Genomic DNA, 24,552 nt, shown 5'->3' with positions numbered 1-24,552 from the left:
CGAATGTCCCCTCTCCCGATCGAAGACGCCGAACCCGTCTCGCTGAGCCCCACCCTCATCGTCGAGGACGACCCCGCCATGCAGGAGCGCCTGCGCCACGTGCTGTCCACACTCGGCGGCGACAAAGAACGCATCACGGTGACCGACAGCGTTGCCGGGGCACAGCAGCTGATCGGCAAGCATGACTACGGCGTGGTGCTGGTGGACATCGGCCTGCCCGACGGCAGCGGCGTGGAGCTCATCGACTGGCTGCAGGCGCACCACCCGGGCATTCCAGCGGTGGTGATCTCGGCCTGGCGCACCGAGGAAATCATTTTTGCGGCGCTGCGCGCGGGCGCCATCGGCTATCTGCTGAAGGAGCGCGACGACGTCGAACTCGGCATCGCGCTGCGCAGCATCGAACAGGGCGGCGCGCCCATCGACCCGAGCATCGCGCGCCACATCCTCGCGTGGCTCGCAACGCACCAGCCGACAGCCGACGCGCAGGTGCACGCCCCCGACGCCGCACCCGCCGCCGCCGCCGATGGACTGGCCCCGCTGACGCGCCGCGAGCGCAAGATCCTCGAGCTCGTGTCGCAAGGCCTGAGCAACCGCGACATGGCCGAGTCGCTGTCGATCTCCAGACTGACCGTGGAATGCCACACAAAGAACATCTACCGCAAGCTGGCCGTCAATTCGCGCACCGAAGCCGTCTTCCAGGCGCGGCGGCATGGCTTGCTGCGCTGACGGGCGCATTCCTCCTGCTCTTTGCGGCCTGCCCGGCTTTCGCTCAGGCAAACGCAGCAGCGCCCGCGCTGCACGTCGAAGCCGTGCGCGGCACCGGCTGGAACGACACGGCCCCGCCCGCTGAAGGCTGGGCACCCGTCACCTTGCCCGACAGCTGGGCCACACGCTGGCCCGGCTTCGACGGCGTGGTCTGGTACCGGCTGACGTGGCAGGAGCCCGAACAGGTGCGCGAAACCGGCCTGCTGCTGCACTACCTCAACATGGCCGGCGAGGTGTCGCTCAATGGCACGCCGATTTCGCGCGACGACAGCCTGGTCGAGCCGCTTACGCGCGCCTGGAACACCCCGCGCTACTGGCTGCTGGCCCCGCCGCTGCTCAGGCCCGGCACCAACACGCTGCTGGTGCGCGTCTCGGGCCTGTTCGCCTACCAGGCGGGGCTGGGGCCGGTGAGCCTGGGCACGCCGGCCGCGATGCAGGCGGAGTTCGAGCAGGAGCGCCTCGTGCGCCGCGACCTGCAGGTGCTGGGCCTCGCGGTGAGCGCGGCGGCCTCGGCCTTCTTCGCCGCCCTGTGGCTGCTGCGCCGGCGCGAGACGGCCTACGGCTGGTTCGCACTGATGTCCGTGCTGTGGCTGCTGTTCGGCTACAACCAGATCGCGACCAGCCCCTGGCCCTTTGCCAGCAACCACAGCTGGCAGGCGCTGAACATCTCGACGCTGCTGGTCTTCGGCGTGTCCTACGTCATCTTCGCGCTGCGCTTCTGCGGGCGACGCATGCCGCGGCTGGAGGGCGCGGCGCTGCTGATTGCGGTGGTCGGCGTGCTCGACCTGTGGCTGGCACCCCACGCAGACCTGATCGCGCACCGCGCCATCTGGACGCTGGTGGGCGGCTTCACCGTCATCGCGGTGAACGGCACCTCGATCGTCCACGCCCTGCGCCATCGCAACAGCCCGATGCGCTCGCTCGCGCCGTTCATGGCGGTGTCGGCGCTGACGGATGCGCACGACCTGCTGGTGTTCACGCAGGTGATCGACAGCAACACCTACTACACGACGATGTCTTCGTACATCCTGCTGCTGGGCATGGCCCTGACCCTGGCCGCGCAGTTCGTGAAGAGCCTCAAGCGCATCGAGAACTTCAACACCGAGCTGATCGAGGAAGTGAATGCAGCCAAGGCCGACCTCGCCGCCACGCTGGCGCAGCAGCACGCGCTGGAGTTGACGCACGCGCGCATCGGCGAACGCGTGAACCTCGTGAGCGACCTGCACGACGGGCTCGGCGGCATGCTGGTGGGCAGCATCGCCACGCTGGAGCGCACGCCCGAGAACCTCAGCGCGCCCGAACTGCTCGCCATGCTCAAGCGCCTGCGCGACGACCTGCGGCTGATCATCGACGCCACCGGCCGTGACGATGGCGCTCGCGTGCTGGGCGAACTACTGGCGCCGCTGCGCCACCGCAGCGCGCAACTGCTCGACGCCAACGGCATCGACTGCCGCTGGCAGGTGTCTGGCATCGACGCGCTCGAACTGCCGCCCTCGCAGAGCCTCGACCTGATGCGCTTTCTGCAGGAGGCGCTGACCAACGTGCTCAAGCACAGCGCAAGCCGGCGCGTGGACGTGACCGTGGCTCGCGCGGGCGCCGAACTCCGGCTCAGCGTGCGCGATGACGGGCGCGGCTTTGCCGTCGAAGGCACTGGCGAAGCCGGCGGCGCGGGCTTGCGCAGCCTGCGTACGCGGGCGCGCCGCCTCGGGGCCGAGCTGCAGCTGCAGTCGCGCCCCGGCGAGACGCAAGTGGCGCTGCGGATGCCGCTCGCGAGCTGACTAGAGTTCGAGCACCAGCCGCCCTTCGCAGGCGCGAGAGCAGCAGGCCATCATCTTCGTGTTGACATCGCGCTCCGAGCGCGTGAGCACCACGTCGCGGTGATCGACCTTGCCCGAGAGCACACGCACTTCGCACGAGCCGCACAGGCCTTCTTCGCAATCGCTCTGCACGTCGACATTCGCGGCACGCAGCGCGGTCAGCAGGGTCTGGTCGGGCGGCACGGTGAGGACGAGGCCGGAGTCTTTCAGCTCGACCTCGAAGGCGTGCTCCTTCGACGGATCGAGCGTGGCCAATGTCGATTCGAAATGCTCGACACGCAGCGCGCCTTCGGGCCAGGCGGCGCAGCAGCTTTCCAGTGCTTCGAGCATGCGCAGCGGGCCGCAGGCATAGACCTGCGCACCAGGCACTGGCTGCGCAAGCAGGGCCTGCAGATCGTTGCGCCGCCCTTCGTCGGCGGCGTGCACGTGCAGGCGTTCGCCATGCAGCGCGGCCAGCTCGTCGACAAAGGCCATGCTCGCGCGGCTGCGGCCGCTGTAGTGCAGCTCGTAGTCCATGCCCAGCGCCTTCGCGCGCCGCGCCATGGCGCTGACCGGTGTGATGCCGATGCCGCCGGCAATGAAGATCGCCGTCTTCAGCGATTCGTCGAGGCGAAAGTGGTTGCGCGGGCCGCGAATGCGCAGCCGGTCGCCGGCCTTCACATTCGCATGCACCCATGCCGAGCCGCCGCGCCCTTCGGGCTCGTGCAGCACGGCGATTTCCAGCACGCCCTGCTCGTCGGGGTCGCCGCACAGCGAATACTGGCGCGACAGCTCGGGCGTACCGCACTCGACGTCGATGTGCGAGCCGGGCGTCCAGCGCGGCAGCGCCTTGCCGTCGGGTGAGACGAGGCGCAGTTTGACGATGCCGTCAGCCACCGGCGTGATGCGCTCGACCACCACGGGCCTCGCAATCGAATGCGCCGACGGTTCGCCGATGCGCACGGGCACCTGCATGTCGCGCAGGCCATGGTTCGCTCGCTCTGGATTGGCGGCCGGGTCCCATTCCACCCACAGGTGCTCGGGCCCGCGGAACGAAGTGTTCGGCACGTAGGTGAAGCGTTGCTCGGCAAGGCGCATGTGCGGCAGCCGGCGTGTGAACTCCTCCAGGAATATCTGCATTTCCATGCGCGCGAGGTTCTTGCCCATGCACTGGTGCGAGCCGTAGCCGAAAGTCAGATGGTCGCTGGCGTTGTCGCGGCGGATGTCGAACAGGTCGGCATCGGCGAAGTGCCCCTCGTCGTGGTTGGCCGACGAGGTGACGATCAGCAGGCGCGAGCCTGCGGGCAGGTCGACGCCGTCGATCTGCGTGTCTTTCGTGACAAGGCGGCGCCATGCTGCCACCGAGCCGTTGTGGCGCAGGCACTCTTCCACCGCGTTGGGAATGAGCCCCGGGTCTTCGCACAGTTCGCGCCACACGTGGGGGTGCTGCAGCAGCAGCTTCATCGCGTTGGCCGTGGCGTTGGCGGTGGTCTCGTGCGCGGCGACGATGCCGGCCATCATCATCGAGTGCAGGTACGAGTCGGTCACCACCTCGGGGTGCAGCATCTGCTTGCGGATGCCGTATTGCATCCAGCCGGGTGCGTCGGGGTCTTGCCGCATCTTCTCGAGCACCTTGCCGGCGTACTGCCAGAAGTTGCCGACCGCGTGCGCCACGGCCACCTGCTCCTCAGGCTTCGGGCGGCCCCAGGTGTTGACGGTGTGCGCAATGGAATATTTGCGCAGCGTATCCATGTCTTCCTCGGGCACGCCGAGAAAGTGCAGCGCCACGGTGAGCGGAATTTCCCACAGCATCTGGTCGACGAGATCGGCCTTGCCGTCGTCGATGAAGCGGTCCACGTACTCGCGGGCCAACTCGCGCACCATCGGCTCGTGGTGCTTCAGTGCCTCGGGCGTGAACGGGTCCATCAGCGCGCGGCGGCGCGGCATGTGGGCGGGCTCGTCTTCGTTGACCAGCGTGCGGTTCAGCGCGAAGCCGTACGAGGCCAGCACCGCGTTGGCCTCCTCGCCGGTGGGCGTGATCTTTTCCAGCGCATTCGACGGGCTGAAGGTGATGTTGTCGCGGAACACCGCCTTGATGTCCGCATAGCGCGTGAGCACCCAGTAGCCCAGCTTCGGGCTGTAGAAGATGGGCTCCTGCTCGCGCGCCCAGCGCACGTACTCGGGTGGGTCCTGCTGGTAACCATCTTCGAAGGGGTCGAAGCCGGCGGCGCGCTGGCTCACGGGGCAGCCCGTGGGCGTGCGCTCGGAAGACAGCGGCCCGTGCGCGACAGGGCAGCCGGAAGTGCGTGGTGGCATGGCGGTGTCAGGCATGACGGCAGACTCAGTCGAGGGTGATCTTCAGGTCGCGGATCAGCTTGTGCCAGCGCACGGTTTCGTTCTTCAGCAGCTCGGTGTACTGGGCTGGCGTGTTGCCCACCGGCTCCACGCCGAAGTCGACCATGCGCGTGCGCACCGAAGGCTCGTTGATGGCCGCGACGATCTGGCGGTTGAGCGTGTTCACTACCTCAGGCGGCGTGGCCGAAGGCACCACCACGCCGACCAGCGCTGCGGCCTCGACGTTCTTGTAGCCGAGCTCGGCGAAGGTGGGCACGTCGGGCAGCTGCGGCAGGCGCGTGGGGTTGGCCACGGCCAGCGCGCGCACCTTGCCGCCCTTGATGAAGCCGGAGCCCGCTGCCAGGTCGACCATCATGGCCGGCAGCTGTCCGCCGACCACGTCGGCCAGCGCCGGCGCCGCGCCGCGATACGGCACGTGGACCATGAAGAGCTTAGCCTCCACCTTCAGCAGTTCCATCGCGAGGTGGTGCGGACTGCCCGCACCGGCCGAGGCGTAGTTGATGCCGCCGGGCTTGGCCCTGGCCTGGGCGATGAAGTCCTTGGCCGAGCTGAAGCCCGAGTTGGCGCCGACCACCAGGATCATCGGAAACTTGCCCATCAGGGTGACGGGCGCGAGATCTTTGGTGGGGCTGTAGCTCAGCGACTTGTAGAGCGCGGGGTTGAAGACCAGCGTGCCGTTGTCGGCCGAGAGGATGGTGTAGCCGTCGGCCGGCGAGCGCGCGGTTTCGGCGGCGGCCAGCGCGGTGTTGCCGCCAGGCTTGTTGTCGACCAGCACGGGCTGCGCGACCTGGATGGACAGCGTCTGGGCGACCGTGCGCGCAAGAAAGTCGGAACCGCCGCCGGCCGCGTACGGAACGATCCAGCGGATCGGCTTGGCGGGAAAGGTCTGGGCGCTTGCGCTAGCAGCAGCTGCCAGCGAAAGGATCACGGCAATGCACTTCTTCATGGGGTGTCTCCGGATTGGATATTGTGTATTGCGTAATTATCATACGCATAGCGTAATCACAAAATCGCGGGTTTACCCGGCCATGCCGGCCGAGCACCTAACATGAAGGCGACATGACCTCATCCCCGGAACCCAGCCCTTCCTCCCCCGCCTCCCCCGCCCGCGAACGCCGCCAGCGCGTGCAGTCCGCCGAAACCGGCATGGCCGTGCTCAAGGGGCTGGCGCACCTGGGCGGCCGCAGCAGCCTCACGGCGTTGTCGACGCACGTCGCCGAGAGCCCGGCCAAGGTGCACCGCTACCTCGCCAGCCTGATGGAAGCGGGCCTCGTGCTGCAGGACGCGGCCTCGCAGCACTACTACCTGGGCACCGAAGCGATCCAGATCGGGCTGGCCGCGATGCGGCAGGCCGACCCGATCCGCGCGGCCGAGCCCTGCCTGATCCGCCTGCGCGAGTCGCTGGAGGTGACGTGCTTCGTCGCGGTCATGGGCAACAAGGGCCCGACCATCGTGCGCTTCGAGGAGCCGGGCCTGCCGGTGACGGTGAACGTGCGCGCCGGCTCGGTGATGTCGATGCTGTGGTCGGCCACCGGCCGCGCCTTTCTCGGGCTGCTCGACGAATCGCGCGTGTTGGCGCTGGCCGAGCAGGAACTGGGTGAGGCCACGCCCGAAATGCGGGCGCAGCTCGACGCGAAAGACCCGATCGGGCATTTGCGCCGCGAGGTGCGACTGGCGCACTGCGCCAGCGTGAAAGACACCTACCTGCGCGGCATCAGCGCAGTGGCGGCGCCGGTGTACGACTATGCGGGTCGGGTATGCGCCGTGATCACCGCGCTGGGCGCCACGGGGGGCTTCGATCCGGCCATCGACGGGCCCATTGCCACGGCGGTGCGGCAGGAGGCCCGGGCCGCGAGCGCCCTGCTGGGCGCCGCGGCCTGAAGTTTCAGGGCTGGATCAATCGGCCCAGACCACCGTGCCGGTCCACGCCGTGGCCAGCACCAGGATGCCGAAGGCAATGCGGTACCAGGCGAACGGAATGAAGTTGTGGGTGCTGATGAACTTCAGCAGCCAGCGCACGCACAGCCAGGCGCTGATGAACGAGAACACCAGCCCCACGGCGAACAGCGGAATGTCGGCCATCGACAGCGCCGCGCGCTCCTTGTAGATGCTGTAGAGCCCCGCGCCGATCAGCGTCGGAATGGCAAGGAAGAAAGAGAAATCGGTCGCCGCCTGGCGCGAGAGGCCCAGCAGCATGCCGCCGATGATGGTCGAGCCGCTGCGGCTGGTGCCCGGGATCATCGCGAAGCACTGCACCAGGCCAACCTTCAGCGCATCCCACGGCGTCAGGTCGTCCACGTGCTCGACGCGCACCGAGCCCGGTGGCCGCTTCTCTGCCCACAAAATGATGAAGCCGCCGATGATGAAGGTGCTCGCTACCACGGTCGGAATGAACAGGTGCTCCTTGATGACCTTGCCGAACAGCAGGCCCAGCACCACCGCGGGCAGGAAGCCGATGAAGATGTTCAGCGCCAGGCGCTGTGCCTTCGGTTGCCGCGGCAATGCGACAACGGTCGATTTGATCTTCTGCCAATAGACCAGGATCACCGCGAAGATCGCGCCGGTCTGGATGGCGATCTCGAAAACCTTGCCCCGGTTGTCGCCGAAGCCGCCGAGCAGCGAGCCCGCAAGAATCAGATGGCCGGTCGATGAGATCGGAAGGAATTCGGTCAGCCCCTCGACGATGCCCATGACGGCGGCCTTGGCCAGCAAAACAATATCCACGCGTACTCCTTTTAAGAGCAGCCATTATCACGATGGGTCGGTCAGGGGGAATTCAGGATCCCCAGTTCCGGTGATGTTCAGATGCAGTGCGTTAACACAAAGTAGTGCATTACCGGGCATGTGTGATGTCCGAAGGAGCTTGCGCCAAATGCGAACGCCAATGCCCGGCAACGGGCACGAAGAACATACCTCGACCGTCGACGACCACGGCGAAGATCGACGCAAGAATGCACAGGATCTCGAGCGCGAGCAGCGCGCCTCGATGCAGCGCGTTGCCGAAGCCACCGGCGCGTCGGCCCACGAACTGCAGCAGCTGATGCAGCGGCTGCTCGACATCGACCGCTCGGGCTCGAGCGCCGGCATCGTCGCGCAGGGCCATATCGCGGCCGACCGCATGCAGTCGGGCATGCAGGCACTCGACCTCGGCGACGGCCACGTGGCCGAACAGCACGGCGATGCCGCGCAGAGCATCGATTTCTGGCTGCTCGAGCCGCTAGACCCGGCGCACGACAAGAAGTGGTACGCCCGCTGGAAGTTCTGGAGCTTCATCCTCGGCGTGTCCGGTTCCGAAGCCGCGCTCACCCTGCAGGGCCTGGCGCTGCGCCCCACCGAGCCCGGCGACACGCACGCCGACCTGGTGGCCAAGGCGCGCAAGGTGCTGGAGGCCTGGCGCCGCACTTCGGAGCCGCTCTTCTGGGCGGCCGTGGAATGCTACGTGCGGCAACAGTCGTTCTCGCTCGAAACACAGGCCTACCTGATGCACTGCATCGCCGCCATGTTCGCGGGCGACCCGATGAAGCTGTCGAACGCGCAGAGCGAGCAACTCGCGGGCGTTCTCACCGACACCTACTGCGACGCGCTGGGCACCTCGGCGAGCATGCCTTCGGCGGACATCTACCGGCGCCTGTCGCAGGGCCTGGAAGCAACCGACCGCGAAACCGGCCTCACCCGCAACCTGGGACGCAGCGACGCGGCCCAGATCGCGATCACGGCGCTGTTCTCGGTCATCGAAGGCTCGCGCTCACGCTACTGAGCCGTGCGCCGGCGCAGCGCGCGCACCGCGCTGTCGACCGTTGTGAGCACCGGCAGGCCGCTGGCGGCCTCGCAGGCGGCACGTGCCCTGGCCATGCTGAACTGCGCCAGCGCGATGCGCGTGCAGCCGCGTTCGCGCAGCGCTGTGGCCTGCGCAGCGATCAGGGTGTCGTGGCGCTGCACATCGCCGGCATTCAGTGCGTCTAGCGCACCCTCGGCCAGCGCGAGCTCGAGTGCCGTGTCTTGCGGAAACTCTGGCGGCATCGAAGCCAGCGTGGGCGCGAAGGTCGCGATCAGCCCGAGCCGGCCCTGCCCTTGCGCCGCCTCGTCGATCATGGCTTCGTTGGGCTTGAGCACCGGAATGCCGGCATGCCGCCGCGCCACCGCCTCGATGCACGGCCCGAAGGCCGAGCAGGTGAAGAGAATGCCCTGCGCACCCGTATCGACCGCGTACTGCGCGAGACGCTCGAAGCGCTCGTGCATGGCGGCGTCGAGCCCCTTGCCGTTGCGCGCCAGGTCGGCCGAGAGGCTGTCGTCGAGCAGGTTCATGCGCACGGCCTCGGGCCAGTCGCGCGCAAAGGCTTCGTTGATGGGCGCGACGGAGTGCGAGAGCGCGTGGATCAGGGCAATGCGGGTCATGAATTCGGAGGCTCTTCAGAAGCTCAGATGCCCTTCGAAGAAGGATTGGCGAACGCTTCCTTCGTCTCGGCATTCAGCGGGTAGTTGATGTTGATGCCCTTCGGCGGAATCGGCGACATGAACCACTTGGCATAGAGCTTCTCCATCTCGCCCGACTTCATCATGCCCGACACCACGCGGTCGACCAGCGCCTTGAAGGCCGGGTCGTCCTTGCGGAACATCAGCGACTGGTTTTCGGTGCGCAGGCTCTCGCCGGTGATGACGAAGTCCTTCGGGTTGCGCGCATTCGCGATCTGCCCGGCCAGCAGGATGTCGTCGAGCACGAAGGCCTGGGCGCGGCCGCTTTCCACCAGCAGGAACGAGTCGCTATGGTCCTTGCCCGCGAGGTTGTTCACTTCGAGGCTGCGGCCGCGGTCAGCCTCGCGCAGCAGGCGAAACGATGTGGTGCCGCTGGTGGTGGCCACCGTCTTGCCCTGCAGGTCGGCAATGCTCTTGATGCCCGAATCGGCCTTCACCAGCATGCGCACGTTGTAGCGGAAGATGTCCGGCGAGAACGCCACCTGCTTCTGCCGCTCGACCAGGTTGGTGGTGGAGCCGCACTCGATGTCGACCGTGCTGTTCTGTACCAGCGGAATGCGGTTGGCAGAGGTAACGGCCTGGTACTTGATCTCGATGGCCGGCATCTTCAGCTCGCTCTTCACGGCCTCGACGATGCGGTTGCAGATCTCGATGCTGTAGCCCACGGGTTTGAGGTTGCCGTCGAGGTACGAAAAGCCGAAGGACGACTCCCGGTAGCCGAAGGTGATGGCGCCGCTGGCCTTTATCTTCGCGAGCGTGTCGCTTTCCTGGGCCTGCGCGGCCGTGAGCGGCATGAAGGCCACAAGGATCACCGCGAGCGCGGCACCAAAGGGAAACGGCAGACGAAGCTTGGGCATGGAACGCTCCTCGGAACGATGGTTGAAGAAAAGACGAACGGGAAAGTGGTAGCGCTCAGCGCGCGGCGGCACGCGTGACCGCGTCGATGGAGGCCGCGAGCCGCGCGGCGATCTCCTGCAGGTCTTGCCGCGTGGCGATGAAGGGTGGCGCCAGCAGCACGTGGTCGCCCAGCCGGCCATCGACCGTGCCGCCGAAGGGGTAGCACAGCAGGCCGCGCGCCATGGCGTCCTTCTTGACGGTGGCGTTGACCTTCAGCGCCGGATCGAAAGGCGTCTTGCTCGCGCGGTCGGCCACCAGCTCGATGCCCCAGAAAAAGCCGCGGCCGCGGATGTCGCCCACGTGCGGGTGCGCGCCCAGTGCATCGGCCAGCATCGCGCCGAAGGCGATGCCGTCTTCGCGCACCTTGGCGACCAGCCCGTCGCGCCGGATCACCTGCTGCACCGCGAGCGCAGCAGCGCAGGCCATCGGGTGGCCGAGGTAGGTGTGGCCGTGCTGGAAGAAGCCGCTGCCGCTGGACATGGCTTCGACGATGCGGCGCTGCGCCAGCACCGCGCCCACCGGCTGATAGCCGCCGCCCAGGCCCTTGGCGACGGTCATGAGGTCGGGCACCACGCCCTCCTGCTCGCAGGCGTGCAGCGTGCCAGTGCGGCCCATGCCGCACATCACCTCGTCGAGGATCAGCAGCACGCCGTACCTGTCGCACACCGCGCGCACCGCCTTGAAGTAGCCCGGCACCGGCGTAAGCACGCCGGCCGTGGCGCCGCCGACGGTCTCTGCCACGAAGGCGATGACGCTGTCAGCGCCCTGCGCGAGGATGGCCGCTTCGAGCTCGGCCGCCAGGCGCAGGCCGTACTGCCCGGCGCTTTCGTCAGCGCGTTGCTCGCGGTACGGATAGCAGGGCGACACGTGCGTGGCCGGCACGAGGATGGGTGCGAAGGGTTCGCGCCGCCATGCGTTGCCGCCCACGGCCAGCGCGCCCAGCGTGTTGCCGTGGTAGCTCTGGCGGCGCGCGATGAAGTGCGTGCGCTGCGGCTGGCCGATTTCGACGAAGTACTGCCGCGCCATCTTCAGCGCCGACTCCACCGCCTCCGAGCCACCGCTCACCAGGTAGACGTGGCTCATGCCCTCGGGGGCGGAGCCGATCATTTCGTCGGCCAACTGCTCGGCCACTTCGCTCGTGAAGAAGCTGGTGTGCGCGTAGGCGAGCTTGTCGATCTGCGCGTGCATGGCGGCCAGCACCTCGGGGTGCGCATGGCCGAGCGACGACACCGCCGCGCCGCCAGAGGCGTCGAGGTATTCGCGGCCTTCGGCGTCGCGGATGAACATGCCGTGGGAGCCGGTGGCAACGGGCGGGGTCTGGCGAAGGTGGCGGTGGAAGACGTGCGTCATGGCGGCTGGCAACTGGATTCGAAGGTTGGAACTAACGTTTCCGCTTGATTATTATTTGGAACATTTGTTCCGTCAACTACCGCCACTCGACCCCTCCGGTACATTTGTTCCAACGACAGCCGAAGAGAGACACCGCCATGGGCGCCCGAGAGCAGATCCGCCAGCGTTTCAACGAACTGAGCCCCGCCCTGCAGCAGGTGGCGCGCTACGTGCTCGACCATCCGAACGAGGTGGTCACGGGTTCGATGCGCAACGTCGGCACGCGCTCGCAGAGCACGCCCGCCACCCTCGTGCGTTTCGCGCAGCATCTGGGCTTCGAAGGCTGGCCGCAACTCAAGGAAGCCTTCGCCGCCGACATGGGCCTGGGCTCCGCCGAAACCTACGGCGGGCGCGCCAAGCAGCTCGTCGGCCGCGCCAAGGACCAGACGCTGACCGGCGAAATGTTCGAGGTGCAGCGCCGCAACCTCGAAGCCACGCACCAGCAGAGCGAGCAGGCGCTGCAAAAGGCCTGCGCGCTGATCGAGAAGGCCCCGGCCGTGCACGCCGCGGGGTTCAGGGCGTGCTTTCCGATCGCCTTTTCATTCGTCTACGTGTACCGGATCTTTCGCGCCAGCGTGCATCTGGTCGACGGCCAGGGCGGCTCGCTGGAGATGCAGCAACGCGCCTTCGCCAAGGGCGACGCGCTGGTGGTGGCGAGCTTCGCGCCCTACTCGCGCGAGGCGCTGCAGGTGGCGCAGGCGGCCAAGGCGGCGGGCTGCCGCATCGTCGCCATCACCGACAGCGTGACCTCGCCGCTGTCGCTGCTGGCGGACGAGACGCTGCTTTTCACGATCAACAGCCCCTCGTTCTTCCCGTCGGTCGCGGCGGGGGTGGCGGTGACCGAAGCGCTGGTCGAGCTGCTGGCCAGCCGCGCGGGCAAGCCGGTGATCCGGCGTATCGATCAGGCCGAGGCGCAGTTGTTCGAATCGGGGGCCTACCTCACGCCGCCGGCGGCGCGGGGCGGCTAGGGCCGAGAACTCAGATCAGCGCCCGGGTGCGGCCGGCGGCCTGCTGGCTCAGGTAAAGCACCAGCAGGTCGCGGTTGGCGATGATGTGCTCGCGCATGGCGGTTTCGGCGCTGGAGGCTTCCTGCCGGCCCAACGCCTCGACGATGCGGCAGTGCTCTTCCAGCGCCTGCAGGGCCTGCTCGTGGCGGTACAGCTGCATCGACGCGTCGCGGTTGTGCGGGCGCAGCTTGCTGTCGAAGATGATCGGCAGCTGGCTGGCTCGCTGCACCGCCTCGGTCAGCCAGCGGTTGTCCGCCAGTGCCAGCAGCTTGCTGTGAAAGGCCTGGTTCAGGTCCTGCCAGTGCTCGGCCCGGGCGTCAGTCCATTCGCCTCTGCCGTGCAGCACTTCGTACTGCTCGTCGAGCATGGCCGTCAGTTGCGCCAGGGCCCCGCTTTCGAGGCCGCGCTCGCTGATCAGGCGGCAGCACATGCCCTCCAGCGTGGCACGCACGCTGAAGGCGTCGAACACGTCCTTGGCGTTGAAGCGGCGCACCTGGAAGCCCTTGTTGGGCAAGTACAACAGCAGCCCCTCGTCGGCCAGCCGCGCCATGGCACCGCGCACAGGGGTGCGCGACACGCCAAGCTCGTTGGCGAGCGAAATCTCCATCAAGTGGGAGCCAGGGGCAATCACACCATCGAAGATGCGATTGCGCAGCGTGTCGGCCACGGACAACGCTCGTGTCCGAGAGGGGTCTGGGGGAGTCATCGAAAGTCGGGAACTGGGGGGGCGCCGGAAGCGGGTCGCGCGGATGGTACGGCCCCGTACAAATGCTTCATATCCCCGATTTCCGTAAAAATTTTATTCCGGGACTTTTTCGATGATTACTTCAAATTTATTAACTTCTGTAAACGCCTCTTCCGCTGTAGGCGTTAACCCGCCCCCGGTAGCCTTTTCGGCCGGCCCGCCTATCTGGCAATGATCCAGTCGGCGATCTGTGGGACAACTTCGCGATCGAGTCCGTTGAAGCCGTGATACGCCATGGCCTCGCACGGGTCGCCCCTGTTCTCCCCACCCTTGAAGCTCAGCAGCGCCTTCCTCGGCGAGTTTTCGAGCTTCCCCATGAGGGCGGGCACGTTGGCAAACGCGCAGAGCGCGCAGCCATCCTGCTCGTGATGGACGACGAGAACGGGAACCCTGATCTTTTCCAGCGGCATTGCCGGAACGGGCCGTCCCCTGTCGTCGGCGAGGATGGTCGAGCTCATGACGATGCCGTCCGGTCCTTCAGGGCCTGAAAGCTCGGTCGCGACGTATGCCGCGGACTGCGTACCCCGGCTGGTGCCCACAAGCCACACAGGCACCTTGGATTGCTCTCGCATCCACGCAATGACCGCCTTGATGTCGGCCGCATGCTCCGGCTTCTGGCGAAAACCGCTGAGGTAGGGTGGACTCAGCCGGTCCGAAGGCGCATCGACGACGGCGACCATGAGCCCCTGGTCGGCAAAAAGCTGCCGCGTGCGAATGAGAAAATTCCCGGCGCCCCAGTTGAACGAACCATTGGGAAAGATCTGCAACCCGCCGTGCCCGCCTGCGAGCAGGATCACGGCAGCCCTTGGCGCTGGCGGCGACAGCACGAGCATCCGCTGCGTTACCCCGGGCCGGGTGGGAATGTCCACCACCTTCTGCGTGGTCTGCGCCTGGGCTGGCGAAACCAGTGCAATCAGAAAGAGAAAGCCCGCGATCCAGTACCTGGCAATGTTGCGCATCGACGATCTCCTGGGGGTACAGCTTTGAGTCCGTTTGCCGGCTGACCTGCATAATCGCGCCCTTTTTCCCTAGGGACGCCAGATGAATCTGGAAATCGCGCAATCCACGCCGACGGCGGCAAGCATTGCGAAGCTCGTTCAGGCGCACTACGGCCTGGGCGAAGTGGTCGAGAGCGAGTTCCTGCGGCGCAGCTTCAATCAAGTCTATCGACTGAGTTTTGCCAGCGGGCGACGTGCCGTGGCGCGGCTTTGTGCCGAGCGGCCCCGAGGCGGCCCCAACATGCTGTTCGAATCAGCCGCGCTGCAGCATTGGGCCCAGGCCGGATGCCCCGTATCCCGTTGCCTGCCCACCACGGACGGTGAAGTCGCCATCCACGTGTCGCTACCCGAGGGCTCCCGGGCGCTGATGCTGTTCGAGTATCTGGACGGAGAGTTCACCGGAGACTCGGCCGATGACATCGAAGCCTTTGCGCACGGGCTGGCCGCCCTGCACGTCGCGGGCGAAAGCTACCAGGGGCCGGCCAGCAGCTACTGCCTGGACCTGGACTACCTGCTGCTGCGCCCCCTGCAAGGCCTGCTGTGCGCTCCGACCATGACCGCCGAGCTGCGCCCGCAATTCGAGATGCTGGGCCAGCGCCTGCACAGCGATGTCCTGGCATTGGGCGAACTCAGCCGCGTGCTGTGCCACGGCGACGCGCACGGCAGCAACAACTTCATCGTGCGCGGTGCGCAGGACCAGCACGAGGCGGTGTTCTTCGACTTCGACGAGGCGGGCCCCGGCTACCTGGCTTATGAACTGGCGGTCTATCCGTGGAGCCTGCATCCGCGCACGCCCGATGGCGTACTGAGCGACAAGGCAACGGGGCAGTGGCGGAACTTCATATCCGCCTATCGCGAGGCCCGGCCCGTTTCCGACGCCGACCTTGCCGCCATCGCACGTTTCATGGCCGTGCGGCAGATCTGGCTGCTGGGAGAGTGCGCAGGAAGGGTTCCCGTCTGGGGCTCCCAGACCATACCGACCGACTACCTCCGCCGGCAGGTGACCATGCTGCGCAAGTGGGAAACATTGGAGTTGCCACTCTAGTAGGGCCCGGAACCCTCCCCACCCAGCGCAAGTCAAACCGCTTGTCGCGGCGCCTTGTCGCGACAGGAGGTAATGACCATGAAGCAAGTGAAGCATTGGCAAGACCCCGTCAACGCCGTCGCCGGCGCCTGGCTGATCGTCTCGCCCTGGGTCCTGGGCTTTTCGGACATGACGCCCGCCATGTGGACGATGGTGGCGACCGGCATCGTGCTCGGCGCGGTGGCGCTCGGTGCGACCTTCGTGCCCCGACAGTGGGAAGAATGGACCGAGGTAGCGCTGGCGGCCTGGCTCGCTATATCGCCCTGGGTGGTCGGCTTCCGTGGCGCCGAGACGGCGATGGTCAATGCGGTGCTCGTCGCCGCGGTGATCCTCGTGCTGGCGCTCTGGGTGCTGGTGACCGACAAGGACTACCTGGGCAATATCGGCGACCGTCCGGCGCATTGACCTGAGCGCCGGGCCGGAGGATGGGCCCAGTGCCCATCCTTCATATCGATCAGCCGCTTACTGCGTGCGCGAAGCGGCGGGTTGCGGTGCTGCCGCGTCCGCTTTGGCGTTGTTGCCATCGCCCATCCACCCAGCCTGCCAGCCCCCGCCCATCGCCTGGATCAGCGCGATGGCCGTGGTCTGGCGGCTGACCTGCAGCTGCACAAGCGTGCGCCGCGCGCTCAGCGCGGCGGCCTGCGCGGTGACCACGTCGGTGTAGCTCACCTGCGCGGCGCGATAGCGGTTCAGCAACTGCTGCTCGGTCTTGTCGGCCGCAGCCGAGGCTTCGCGGCGGAAGCCCTCCTGCTCGGCGAGCGTCGCGCTCGCGGTGAGCTGGTCTTCCACGGCCTGGAAAGCCGTGAGCACGGTCTGCCGATAGCGCGCCACGCTCGACTCGTAGGAGGCCTTGGCCGAATCGACGTTGGCCGCGATGGCGCCCGCATCGAACACCACCTGCGCCACCGAAAAGCCCAGCGACCACAGCGAGTTGGCCGAGCTGAACAGGTCCTTCACGCGGCTGGCGCTGCTGCCGACCGAAGCCGTGAGGCCGATGTTCGGAAAGTAGGCTGCGCGCGCAATGCCGATCTGCGAATTGGCCGCCGCCACGGCGCGCTCGGCGGCCGCGATGTCGGGCCGGCGCTGCAGCAGCGTCGAGGGCACGCCGAGCGGCACGCCGGGCACCACGGGCGTCCATTGCGCGGCCGGCAGGCTGAAGTCGGCTGGTGCCACGCCCAGCAGCGCGGCAATCGCGTGCTCGTAGGTGGCGCGCGTGCGCTGCAGGCCCACACGCTCGGCCTTGGCGTTGACGAGTTGCGTCTGCGCCTGCAGCACATCGGTCTGTGCGGCAATGCCGGCCTGATAGCGGTTGCTCGTGATCTCGAAGGCGCGCTGGTAGCCCTGGATGGTTTCGTCGAGCAGCACGATCTCCGTGTCGGCCTCGCGCAGCGAAAAGTAGTTGGTGGCCAGATCGCCGATGGCCGACAGGCGCGCCGCGGCCAAGTCGGCCTCGCTCGCCTGTGCATTGGCCTGCGCGCTGCTCACGGCTTCGCGCAGGCGGCCCCACACATCCGGCGTCCAGCTGGCGCCGAGCGTGGCCGAGAAGGCATTCGACGGGCTCGACGTGCTGCTGCCGCCCACGGTGCCCGAGCGCTTGCCGCTGCCATCGAGCGACACCGACGGGAACAGCGCCGCCCGCTCGCCGCGCACCAGCGCCTGGGCCTGCGAATAGTTGGCCACCGCCGCGGCGATGTTCTGGTTCGACACCTGCACGCGGCCGGCGAGTTCATCGAGCGTGGCATCGCCGAACAGCTTCCACCATTCGCCGCGGTCGAGCGCGTCGGCAGGCGCGGCGGGCAGCCAGCCTTCGGCGGTCTTCTGCTCCTTCCAGTTGACGGACGCGGCGGTGGTGGGCTGCTCGTAGCGCGGGCCGACGGAGCAGCCGGCGAGCACAGCAGCCAGTGCGAGCGCCGAGAGCGGGAAGCGGCTCGCGCGGAAAGAAGAAAGGGAAAGCAGTGCGTTCATGGCGGTGTTGTTCTCAAGCTGGCGCGACCCGGCTCAGTTCGTGTTCGTTCTTGCCGCGGCGGCGCAATTTGTCGAGCAGCAGGTAGACGACCGGCGTCGTCAGCAGGGTCAGCAGCTGGCTGGCGATCAGCCCGCCGATGATGGCCACGCCCAGCGGCCGGCGCAATTCAGCGCCCTCCCCGAAGCCGATGGCCAGCGGCAGCGCGCCCAGCGCGGCCGCCAGCGTGGTCATCAGGATCGGGCGGAAGCGCAGCAGACAGGCCTCGCGCACCGCCTCCAGCGGCGAGAGCCCGCGCGAGCGCTCGGCCTCCAGCGCGAAGTCGATGATCAAAATGGCGTTCTTCTTCACGATGCCGATCAGCAGGAACACGCCGATCAGCGCAATGATCGAGAACTCCATGCGGAACATCAGCAGCGCCAGCACCGCGCCCACGCCGGCCGAGGGCAGCGTCGACAGCACGGTGATCGGATGCACCAGGCTCTCGTACAGGATGCCCAGCACGATGTAGATCACGATCAGCGCGGCCAGGATCAATATGGCCTGCTGCCCCTGCGACTGCTGCGCGCTGGCCGCCGTGCCGGCGAAGGCGCCGCGCACGTTGGTGGGCATCGCGATGTTGGCCTCGGCCTTGGCAATGGCCTCGCGCGCATCGCCGAGGTTCGCGCCTTCGGCGAGGTTGAACGAGATGGTGGTCGCCAGTTCGCCGTCTTCATGGCTCACCGAGGTGGCGACCGATTGCTCTTCGAACTTCGCGACCGCCGACAGCGGCACGAGCGCGGTGGCCGTGTTGCTCAGCACGTTGCCGGTCGATGCGCTGCGCAGGCCCGCGTTGGCCGACACCGGCACGGAGGTGCTGCTGCTGGCCGTACTGGTCGTGCTCGAGGACGACGACGAACTTGAACTCGTCGACGACGTCGTGGTGCTCGCCGCCACCTGCGTGGTCACGGTCTGGCCCCCCACTACCGTCGTCTTGGTGGCCGGCACGTACACGTCGCTCAGGGCATTGGGACTGCGCGCGTAGCGCGGCGCCCATTCCATCACCACGTGATACTGGTTCAGCTCGGTGTAGATGGTCGCCACCTGACGCTGCCCGAAGGCGTTGTAGAGCGCGTTGTCGACGGCCGTGGAAGTAAGGCCCAGCCGGCGCGCGCTGTCGGGGTCGACTTTGGCCACCGTCTCCACGCCGTTCTCGTCCTGGTCGGTGTCGATGTCGGTCAGCACCGGCTGCATCTTCAGCTCGTCGGACAGCTTCAGGGCCCAGGTGCGCAGGTCGGCGAGGTTGTCGCTCTTGAGCGTGTACTGGTAGGTGGAATTGCTGGCGCGACCGCCCGAGCGCACGTCCTGCACGGTGCCCAGGAACACACGCAGGCCCGTTACTTCGTTGAGCTGTGGCCGCAGCCGCGCGATCACGGCCAGGCCGCTGTCCTTGCGCTGGTTGGCCGGCTTCAGGTTGACGAACATGAAGCCGCCCCCTGCCCGGCCCGCGCCGGTGAAGCCCACCACTGTGTCGACCGCCTCGTCCTTGCGGATGATGTCGACCACCTGCCGCAGCTTGGCGGCCAGCGCCTGCGACGAAATGCTCTGGTCGGCACGCAGGCCGCCGTTGAGCTGCCCGCTGTCCTGCTGCGGGAAGAAGCCCTTGGGCGCGGCGCTGAAGAGATACACGTTGAGCCCGACCACCGCCACCAGGATCAGCATGACCAGCCCCTTGCTGTCGAGCGCCCAGTCGAGGCTGGTCTCGTAGCGCTTGAGCACCCAGTCGTAGCTGCGTGCCGCCATGCGCCCGAAGCGGCCTTGCGGCTTGCTCTTGTCGTGCTCGCCACCGGGCTTGAGCAGCCACGCGCACATCATGGGCGTGGTGGTCAGCGAGATGACGAGCGAGATCATCACCGCCGCCGACAGCGTTACCGCGAACTCGCGGAACAGCCGGCCGACCTGCCCGCCCATGAACAGCAGCGGAATGAACACCGCCACCAGCGACACGCTGATCGACAGCACGGTGAAGCCCACCTCCTTCGCGCCCAGCAGCGCCGCCTTCATGCGCGTCATGCCCGACTCGATGTGCCGACTGGTGTTTTCGAGCACCACGATGGCGTCGTCCACCACGAAGCCGGTGGCGACCGTGAGCGCCATCAGGCTCAGGTTGTTGAGGCTGAAGCCCAGCAGGTACATGACCCCGAAAGTGCCCAGCAGCGCCGCCACCGTGGCCACTGCGGGCACGATGGTCGCGCGCACGCTGCGCAGGAACAGGCTGACCACCAGCACCACCAGGATGACCGAGATGACCAGCGTGAGCTCGACCTCGCGCAGCGAGCCGCGGATGGAGTTGGTGCTGTCCGACGCCACCTGCAGCGTGACGTCGGGCGGCAGCTGAGCCTGCAGCTCGGGCAGCAGCGCGCGCACGCTGTCGACGGTCTCGATGATGTTGGCCGAGGGCTGCCGCGTGATCAGCACGATGATCGCGGGCTCGCCGTTGAACAGGCCCAGCGTGCGCGTGTCTTCCACGCCATCGACCACCTCCGCCACGTCCTGCAGCCGCACGGCCGCGCCGTTGCGCCAGGCGATGACCATCGGAGCGTAGTCGCTGGCGCGCAGGGCCGGCGTCTGCGTGTATATCTGCAGCTTGCGGCCTTCGCCCTGGACCGTGCCCTTCGGGCGGTTGGCGTTGGAGGCCTGGATGGCGGCGCGCACGTCTTCGGTGCTGATGCCGTAGCGGCTGAGCGCGAACGGCAGCAGCTCGATGCGCACGGCTGGGAGCGAGCCACCGCCGATTTCGACGTCGCCCACGCCATCTACCTGGGACAGGCGCTGGCTGACGATGTTCGAGACGGCGTCGTAGATCTGGCCCGGGGTCTTGGTCTTGGACGTGAGGGCCAGGATGATGACTGGCGAGGCGGCGGGATTGGCCTTGCGGTAGGTCGGGTTGCTTCTTAGCGTGGCGGGCAGGTCGACGCGGCTGGCGTTGATGGCGGCCTGCACTTCTCTGGCTGCGCCGTCGATGTTGCGGCTCAGGTCGAACTGCAGGGTGACTCGGGCGGAGCCTACCGAGCTGGTGGACGTCATTTCGTTGACGCCTGCGATGGTGCCCAGGTGGCGCTCCAGCGGGGTTGCTACGCTGGTTGCCATCGTCTCGGGGCTTGCTCCGGGGATGGAGGCTCTTACTGAGATGACTGGGTAATCGACTTGGGGGAGTGGGGAGACTGGGAGGACGAAGAATGCGGCTATGCCCGCCAGTGCTATTCCTATGGTCAGGAGGACTGTGCCTATGGGGCGGCGGACGAAGGGGAGCGACAGATTCATCGTTGCTCTCCTTGCGGAGGGCGGAGGCCGGGTCTCGGCCCGGCGGCCGACCTACTTTTCTTTGCTTCGCCAAAGAAAAGTAGGCAAAAGAAAGGCGCCCCTACTGTCTGCGTCCCTACGCTTCGCTTCGGGCAACCTGCGGTGCTCGACGTAGACGGGGGTCCGCAGAACTCGCTCCACTGCGTTGCGCTCAGACAGCTGCGGCCCTGATCCCGTCTACGTCTGCGCTCCTCGGCGCAGCCAGAAGGGAGTTCGAACAGGCCATCGCTTCGCTCGGCCTTCGAACAGCCAACAGCCAAACTCAACCACCGCAGGCGCTGCGCGCCTGCGGTGGCACCGGGGCCGAGCGAAGCAAAGGCCCGAGTGGTCTCCCCTCCCCTCTGGCTGCGCCGAGGAGCGCAGCGTTTCGCGGATAAGGGCTCGCCCTTGTTTGAGCGAAGCGAGTTTGGGCGAGACCCCGCGAAACGCGAGCACCGCAGGTTGCCCGTAGCGAAGCGAAGGGTCGCAGACAGTGGGGTCGCCTTTTCTTTGCTTACTTTCTTTTGGCGAAGCAAAAGAAAGTAAGTCGCCCGCCGGGGCGAGACCCGGCCCCGGAACGCAAACACGCAACAAGAAGCAAGCCAGCTCAAACCGCTTCCTCCTCAATCACCGCCCGCCGCGAGCTCCCCCCACCCAACCGATCAAACGCCAGATAGATAACAGGCGTAGTGAACAGCGTAAGCAGCTGACTAACAATCAACCCCCCAAAAATCGCCAAGCCAAGAGGCCTCCGCAACTCAGCCCCTTCCCCAAAACTCAACATCAACGGCACAGCAGCAAACAAGGCAGCCAGCGTAGTCATCAAGATAGGCCGAAACCGCAGCAAAGCAGCCTGATGAATAGCCTCTCGCGGAGATTTCCCCTGAGTCCGCTCAGCATCGATAGCAAAGTCGATCATCATGATCGCGTTCTTCTTCACGATGCCAATCAGCAGAATGATCCCGATGATCCCGATCACCCCCAGGTCGTTGCCGGTGATCATCAAGGCAAGCAGGGCCCCGACCCCGGCAGAAGGCAGCGTGGACAAGATAGTCAGTGGATGCACATAGCTCTCGTACAGCACCCCCAGCACGATGTACACGCAAACCACCGCCGCCAGAATCAGCCACAACTGGTTAGACAGCGACTTCTCATAAGCCCCTGAAGCCCCAAGGAAAGTCATCGTCACGCTGCCGGGCAGCCCGATCTCTTTCGCCGCCGCGCGAATCGCATCAACCGAAGTCCCGAGAGAAACCCCAGGCGCCGTATCGAAGTTCAGCGTGCTCGCCGGATACTGCGCCACGTGCGTGATCTGCAGCGGCGCCTGCTGCTCGGTGATGTCCGCAATCGCGGACAGCGGCGTCGCGGTGCCGGAGCCGGCGATCAGGCTCAGCTGCCCCAGCGTCTGCGGCGTATTCACCATGCCGGGACGCGCTTCGAGAATCACCCGGTACTGGTTCGTCTCGGTGAAGATCGTCGACACGATGCGCTGGCCGAACGCGCTGTAAAGCGCATCGTCCACCGTGCTCGCCGTGATCGACAGCCGCGCCGCGGTGTCGCGGTTCACGTTGACGAACGCCGCCAGGCCCTGCGCGCCGGCGTCGCTGCTCACGTTGCGCACCTTGTCCGAAGTCTGCAGCTTGGCCACGAGCTTCTTCATCCACTCGGTGATCGCCGCGCTGTCTACGCCCTCCAGCGACACGCGGTACTCGGTCGGGCCGGTCTCGGCGTCGATGGTCAGGTCTTGCGTGGGCTGCAGGTACAGCGTGACGCCGGCCACCTGCCGCACGCGCTCTCGCAGCCTGTCCATCACGTCCTGCTGATTACCGCGGCTCTTCGTCAGGTTGATGAGCATGCTGCCGGTGTGCAGCATGGTGTTGTTGGCTGCGTCCACGCCGACGAAGGAGCTGAGGTTCTCGACCTCGGGGTCATCGAGAATGGCTTGCGCCGCCTGCAATTGCAGCTGCGACATGCGGTCGAAGGACACGTCCTGCGCGGCCTGCACGCGGGCCTGCAGCTGGCCAGTGTCCTGCGTGGGGAAGAGGCCCTTCGGGATCGTGAGGTACAGCACCACCGTCAGCACCATGGTCAGCAGCGCGACCAGCAGCGTGAGCGGCTGGTGCTCGATCACCCAGTGCAGCGAGCGGTCGTAGCGCTCCATCACGCCGCTGAAGAAACGCTGGGCGCGCGCGCCGAAGCCATGGCCGGCGGGATCTTTCTTCGGTTCGTGCCTGAGCCAGCGCGCCGACATCATCGGCACCAGCGTGAGCGACACCACGGCCGAGATCAGGATGGTGATGGCCAGCGTCACCGCGAACTCGCGGAACAGGCGGCCCACCACGTCGCCCATGAAGAGCAGCGGAATCAGCACCGCAATGAGCGACACGGTCAGCGAGATGATGGTGAAGCCGATCTGCGTGGCGCCCTTGAATGCGGCCTGCAGTGGTTTTTCGCCCTCCTCGATGTAGCGCGCGATGTTCTCGATCATGACGATCGCGTCGTCCACCACGAAGCCGGTGGCAATGGTCAGCGCCATCAGGCTCAGGTTGTTGAGGCTGTAGCCCAGCAGGTACATCAGCCCGAAGGTGCCGATCAGCGAGATGGGCACCGCAATGCTCGCGATGACGGTGGCGCGCAGGCTGCCCAGGAAGGCGAAGATCACCAGCACCACCAGCACCACGGCCAGCACCAGTTCCATCTCGACGTGCTGGACCGACGCGCGGATGCCGGCCGTGCGATCGCTGAGCACCTCGATCTTCAGCCCGGCGGGCAAGCCGGTCTGCAGCTCGGGCAACTGCTTCTTGATGGCATCGACGGTGGCGATCACGTTGGCGCCCGGCTGGCGCTGCACGTTCATGATGATCGCGGGCGACAGCTTGTTGGTACCGTCGGCCTTGTTGCCGGCCCAGGCGCTGAGCTGGTTGTTCTCGGCGCTGTTGACCACCTGCGCCACGTCGACCATGCGGATCGGCGCACCATTCTTGTACGTGACGATGAGGTTCTTGTAGTCGTCGACCGTGAGCAGCTGGTCGTTCGAGTTGATGGTGTAGGCGCGCTTGGGGCCGTCGAAGCTGCCCTTGGCGCCGTTGGAGTTGGCTGCCGAGATGGCCGTGCGCAGCGTGTCGAGCCCGATGCCGTTGGCCGCCAGCGCCTGGGTGTTGGCCTGGATGCGCACCGCCGGGCGCTGCCCGCCGCTGAGCGACACCAGCCCCACGCCCGAGACCTGGCTGATCTTCTGCGCGAGCCGGGTGTTGACGAGGTTCTGCACCTCGGTGAGCGGCAGCGTGTCGGACGTGATCGAGAGCGTGAGCACCGGCGCATCGGCCGGGTTCACCTTGGCGTACACAGGCGGCGCCGGCAGGTCGGCCGGCAGCAGCGAGCCGCCGGCGTTGATGGCGGCCTGCACTTCCTGCTCGGCCACATCGAGCGTCTGGCCCAGCGAGAACTGCAGCGTGATGATCGACACGCCCGCGGCACTGGTCGAGCTCATGCGGTCGAGCCCCGACATCTGGCCGAACTGGCGTTCCAGCGGCGCGGTGACGGTGTTGCTCATGACCTCGGGGCTGCCCCCGGGGTAGAGCGTCTGCACCTGGATGGTCGGGTAGTCGACCTGCGGCAATGCCGACAGCGGCAGGAAGCGGAACGCCACCAGGCCGGCCAGCACGATGGCGACCATCAGCAGCGAGGTCGCCACCGGCCGGAGGATGAACGGACGTGACGGGTTCACCGGGCGGTCCCCATGCGGCGGCTGCGACTACC

General features: G+C 66.9%; 18 protein-coding genes. 7 read left to right on the top strand and 11 right to left on the bottom strand.

What is annotated here, in order from left to right; all coding sequences use genetic code 11:
• The first annotated feature begins 3 nt into the window (after positions 1-3).
• Positions 4-726, top strand: coding sequence for a response regulator (locus tag ACSFCA_RS20005; RefSeq protein WP_435460776.1), 723 nt, complete (start codon positions 4-6; stop codon positions 724-726).
• On the top strand, positions 636-2,543 hold the full coding sequence (locus ACSFCA_RS20000) for a sensor histidine kinase (RefSeq protein ID WP_435460777.1): 1,908 nt from the start codon (positions 636-638) through the stop codon (positions 2,541-2,543). The genes ACSFCA_RS20005 and ACSFCA_RS20000 overlap by 91 nt, the downstream gene beginning before the upstream one ends.
• On the opposite strand, the gene ACSFCA_RS19995 is transcribed toward ACSFCA_RS20000, so the two are convergent.
• Complete coding sequence (locus ACSFCA_RS19995; RefSeq protein ID WP_435460778.1) at positions 2,544-4,892, bottom strand: cytochrome P450/oxidoreductase; 2,349 nt, start codon at positions 4,890-4,892, stop codon at positions 2,544-2,546.
• A gap of 10 nt (positions 4,893-4,902) precedes the next feature.
• On the bottom strand, positions 4,903-5,862 hold the full coding sequence (locus ACSFCA_RS19990) for a Bug family tripartite tricarboxylate transporter substrate binding protein (protein WP_435460779.1): 960 nt from the start codon (positions 5,860-5,862) through the stop codon (positions 4,903-4,905).
• A 113-nt stretch (positions 5,863-5,975) separates the two neighbouring features.
• Here ACSFCA_RS19990 and ACSFCA_RS19985 point away from each other — a divergent pair, with 113 nt between their 5' ends.
• Positions 5,976-6,797: an IclR family transcriptional regulator gene (locus ACSFCA_RS19985; protein WP_435460780.1), complete on the top strand. Its 822-nt coding sequence runs from the start codon at positions 5,976-5,978 to the stop codon at positions 6,795-6,797.
• A 15-nt stretch (positions 6,798-6,812) separates the two neighbouring features.
• Here ACSFCA_RS19985 and ACSFCA_RS19980 read toward each other — a convergent pair whose 3' ends face one another.
• Positions 6,813-7,640, bottom strand: coding sequence for an undecaprenyl-diphosphate phosphatase (locus ACSFCA_RS19980; protein WP_093059047.1), 828 nt, complete (start codon positions 7,638-7,640; stop codon positions 6,813-6,815).
• Between the two features lie 148 nt (positions 7,641-7,788).
• Between ACSFCA_RS19980 and ACSFCA_RS19975 the strand changes: the two genes are divergently transcribed.
• Positions 7,789-8,673: a hypothetical protein gene (locus ACSFCA_RS19975; protein ID WP_435460781.1), complete on the top strand. Its 885-nt coding sequence runs from the start codon at positions 7,789-7,791 to the stop codon at positions 8,671-8,673.
• On the opposite strand, the gene ACSFCA_RS19970 is transcribed toward ACSFCA_RS19975, so the two are convergent.
• The 3 genes from ACSFCA_RS19970 to ACSFCA_RS19960 are packed head-to-tail and all read right to left on the bottom strand — an operon-like array spanning position 8,667 to position 11,636.
• Positions 8,667-9,311 carry an aspartate/glutamate racemase family protein gene (locus ACSFCA_RS19970; protein ID WP_435460782.1) on the bottom strand — a complete coding sequence of 215 codons (645 nt, stop codon included), beginning with the start codon at positions 9,309-9,311 and terminating at the stop codon, positions 8,667-8,669. The two genes, ACSFCA_RS19975 and ACSFCA_RS19970, sit on opposite strands and share 7 nt — an antisense overlap.
• A gap of 23 nt (positions 9,312-9,334) precedes the next feature.
• The gene (locus ACSFCA_RS19965; RefSeq protein ID WP_435460783.1) at positions 9,335-10,246 is read right to left on the bottom strand and encodes a transporter substrate-binding domain-containing protein; all 912 of its coding nucleotides are present in this window, start codon (positions 10,244-10,246) and stop codon (positions 9,335-9,337) included.
• 55 nt (positions 10,247-10,301) lie between these two features.
• Positions 10,302-11,636 (bottom strand): aspartate aminotransferase family protein, encoded by a 1,335-nt coding sequence (locus ACSFCA_RS19960; protein WP_435460784.1) that lies wholly within the window; start codon positions 11,634-11,636, stop codon positions 10,302-10,304.
• Between the two features lie 137 nt (positions 11,637-11,773).
• Between ACSFCA_RS19960 and ACSFCA_RS19955 the strand changes: the two genes are divergently transcribed.
• Positions 11,774-12,643 (top strand): MurR/RpiR family transcriptional regulator, encoded by an 870-nt coding sequence (locus tag ACSFCA_RS19955; protein ID WP_435460785.1) that lies wholly within the window; start codon positions 11,774-11,776, stop codon positions 12,641-12,643.
• 10 nt (positions 12,644-12,653) lie between these two features.
• Here the strand turns inward: ACSFCA_RS19955 and ACSFCA_RS19950 are convergent, their stop codons facing one another.
• Both ACSFCA_RS19950 and ACSFCA_RS19945 read right to left on the bottom strand, forming a co-directional pair.
• The gene (locus tag ACSFCA_RS19950) at positions 12,654-13,349 is read right to left on the bottom strand and encodes a GntR family transcriptional regulator (protein ID WP_258350291.1); all 696 of its coding nucleotides are present in this window, start codon (positions 13,347-13,349) and stop codon (positions 12,654-12,656) included.
• A 239-nt stretch (positions 13,350-13,588) separates the two neighbouring features.
• On the bottom strand, positions 13,589-14,386 hold the full coding sequence (locus ACSFCA_RS19945) for an alpha/beta hydrolase (RefSeq protein WP_435460786.1): 798 nt from the start codon (positions 14,384-14,386) through the stop codon (positions 13,589-13,591).
• A gap of 82 nt (positions 14,387-14,468) precedes the next feature.
• Here ACSFCA_RS19945 and ACSFCA_RS19940 point away from each other — a divergent pair, with 82 nt between their 5' ends.
• Together ACSFCA_RS19940 and ACSFCA_RS19935 are read left to right on the top strand one after the other, a co-directional pair.
• Positions 14,469-15,470, top strand: coding sequence for a phosphotransferase enzyme family protein (locus ACSFCA_RS19940; protein ID WP_435460787.1), 1,002 nt, complete (start codon positions 14,469-14,471; stop codon positions 15,468-15,470).
• Between the two features lie 78 nt (positions 15,471-15,548).
• The gene (locus tag ACSFCA_RS19935; RefSeq protein WP_435460788.1) at positions 15,549-15,914 is read left to right on the top strand and encodes an SPW repeat protein; all 366 of its coding nucleotides are present in this window, start codon (positions 15,549-15,551) and stop codon (positions 15,912-15,914) included.
• A 57-nt stretch (positions 15,915-15,971) separates the two neighbouring features.
• Here ACSFCA_RS19935 and ACSFCA_RS19930 read toward each other — a convergent pair whose 3' ends face one another.
• The 3 genes from ACSFCA_RS19930 to ACSFCA_RS19920 form a co-directional block, all read right to left on the bottom strand.
• Positions 15,972-17,474: an efflux transporter outer membrane subunit gene (locus ACSFCA_RS19930; protein ID WP_435460789.1), complete on the bottom strand. Its 1,503-nt coding sequence runs from the start codon at positions 17,472-17,474 to the stop codon at positions 15,972-15,974.
• A gap of 13 nt (positions 17,475-17,487) precedes the next feature.
• Positions 17,488-20,775, bottom strand: coding sequence for an efflux RND transporter permease subunit (locus tag ACSFCA_RS19925; RefSeq protein ID WP_435460790.1), 3,288 nt, complete (start codon positions 20,773-20,775; stop codon positions 17,488-17,490).
• 625 nt (positions 20,776-21,400) lie between these two features.
• Complete coding sequence (locus ACSFCA_RS19920; protein WP_435460791.1) at positions 21,401-24,520, bottom strand: efflux RND transporter permease subunit; 3,120 nt, start codon at positions 24,518-24,520, stop codon at positions 21,401-21,403.
• Positions 24,521-24,552 lie beyond the last annotated feature (32 nt).

This window comes from Variovorax multivorans, from assembly GCF_051216835.1.
Taxonomy (GTDB): domain Bacteria; phylum Pseudomonadota; class Gammaproteobacteria; order Burkholderiales; family Burkholderiaceae_C; genus Variovorax.
The sequence above is the reverse complement of the archived record's forward strand: the minus strand, read 5'-3'. Positions and strand labels throughout refer to the sequence as shown.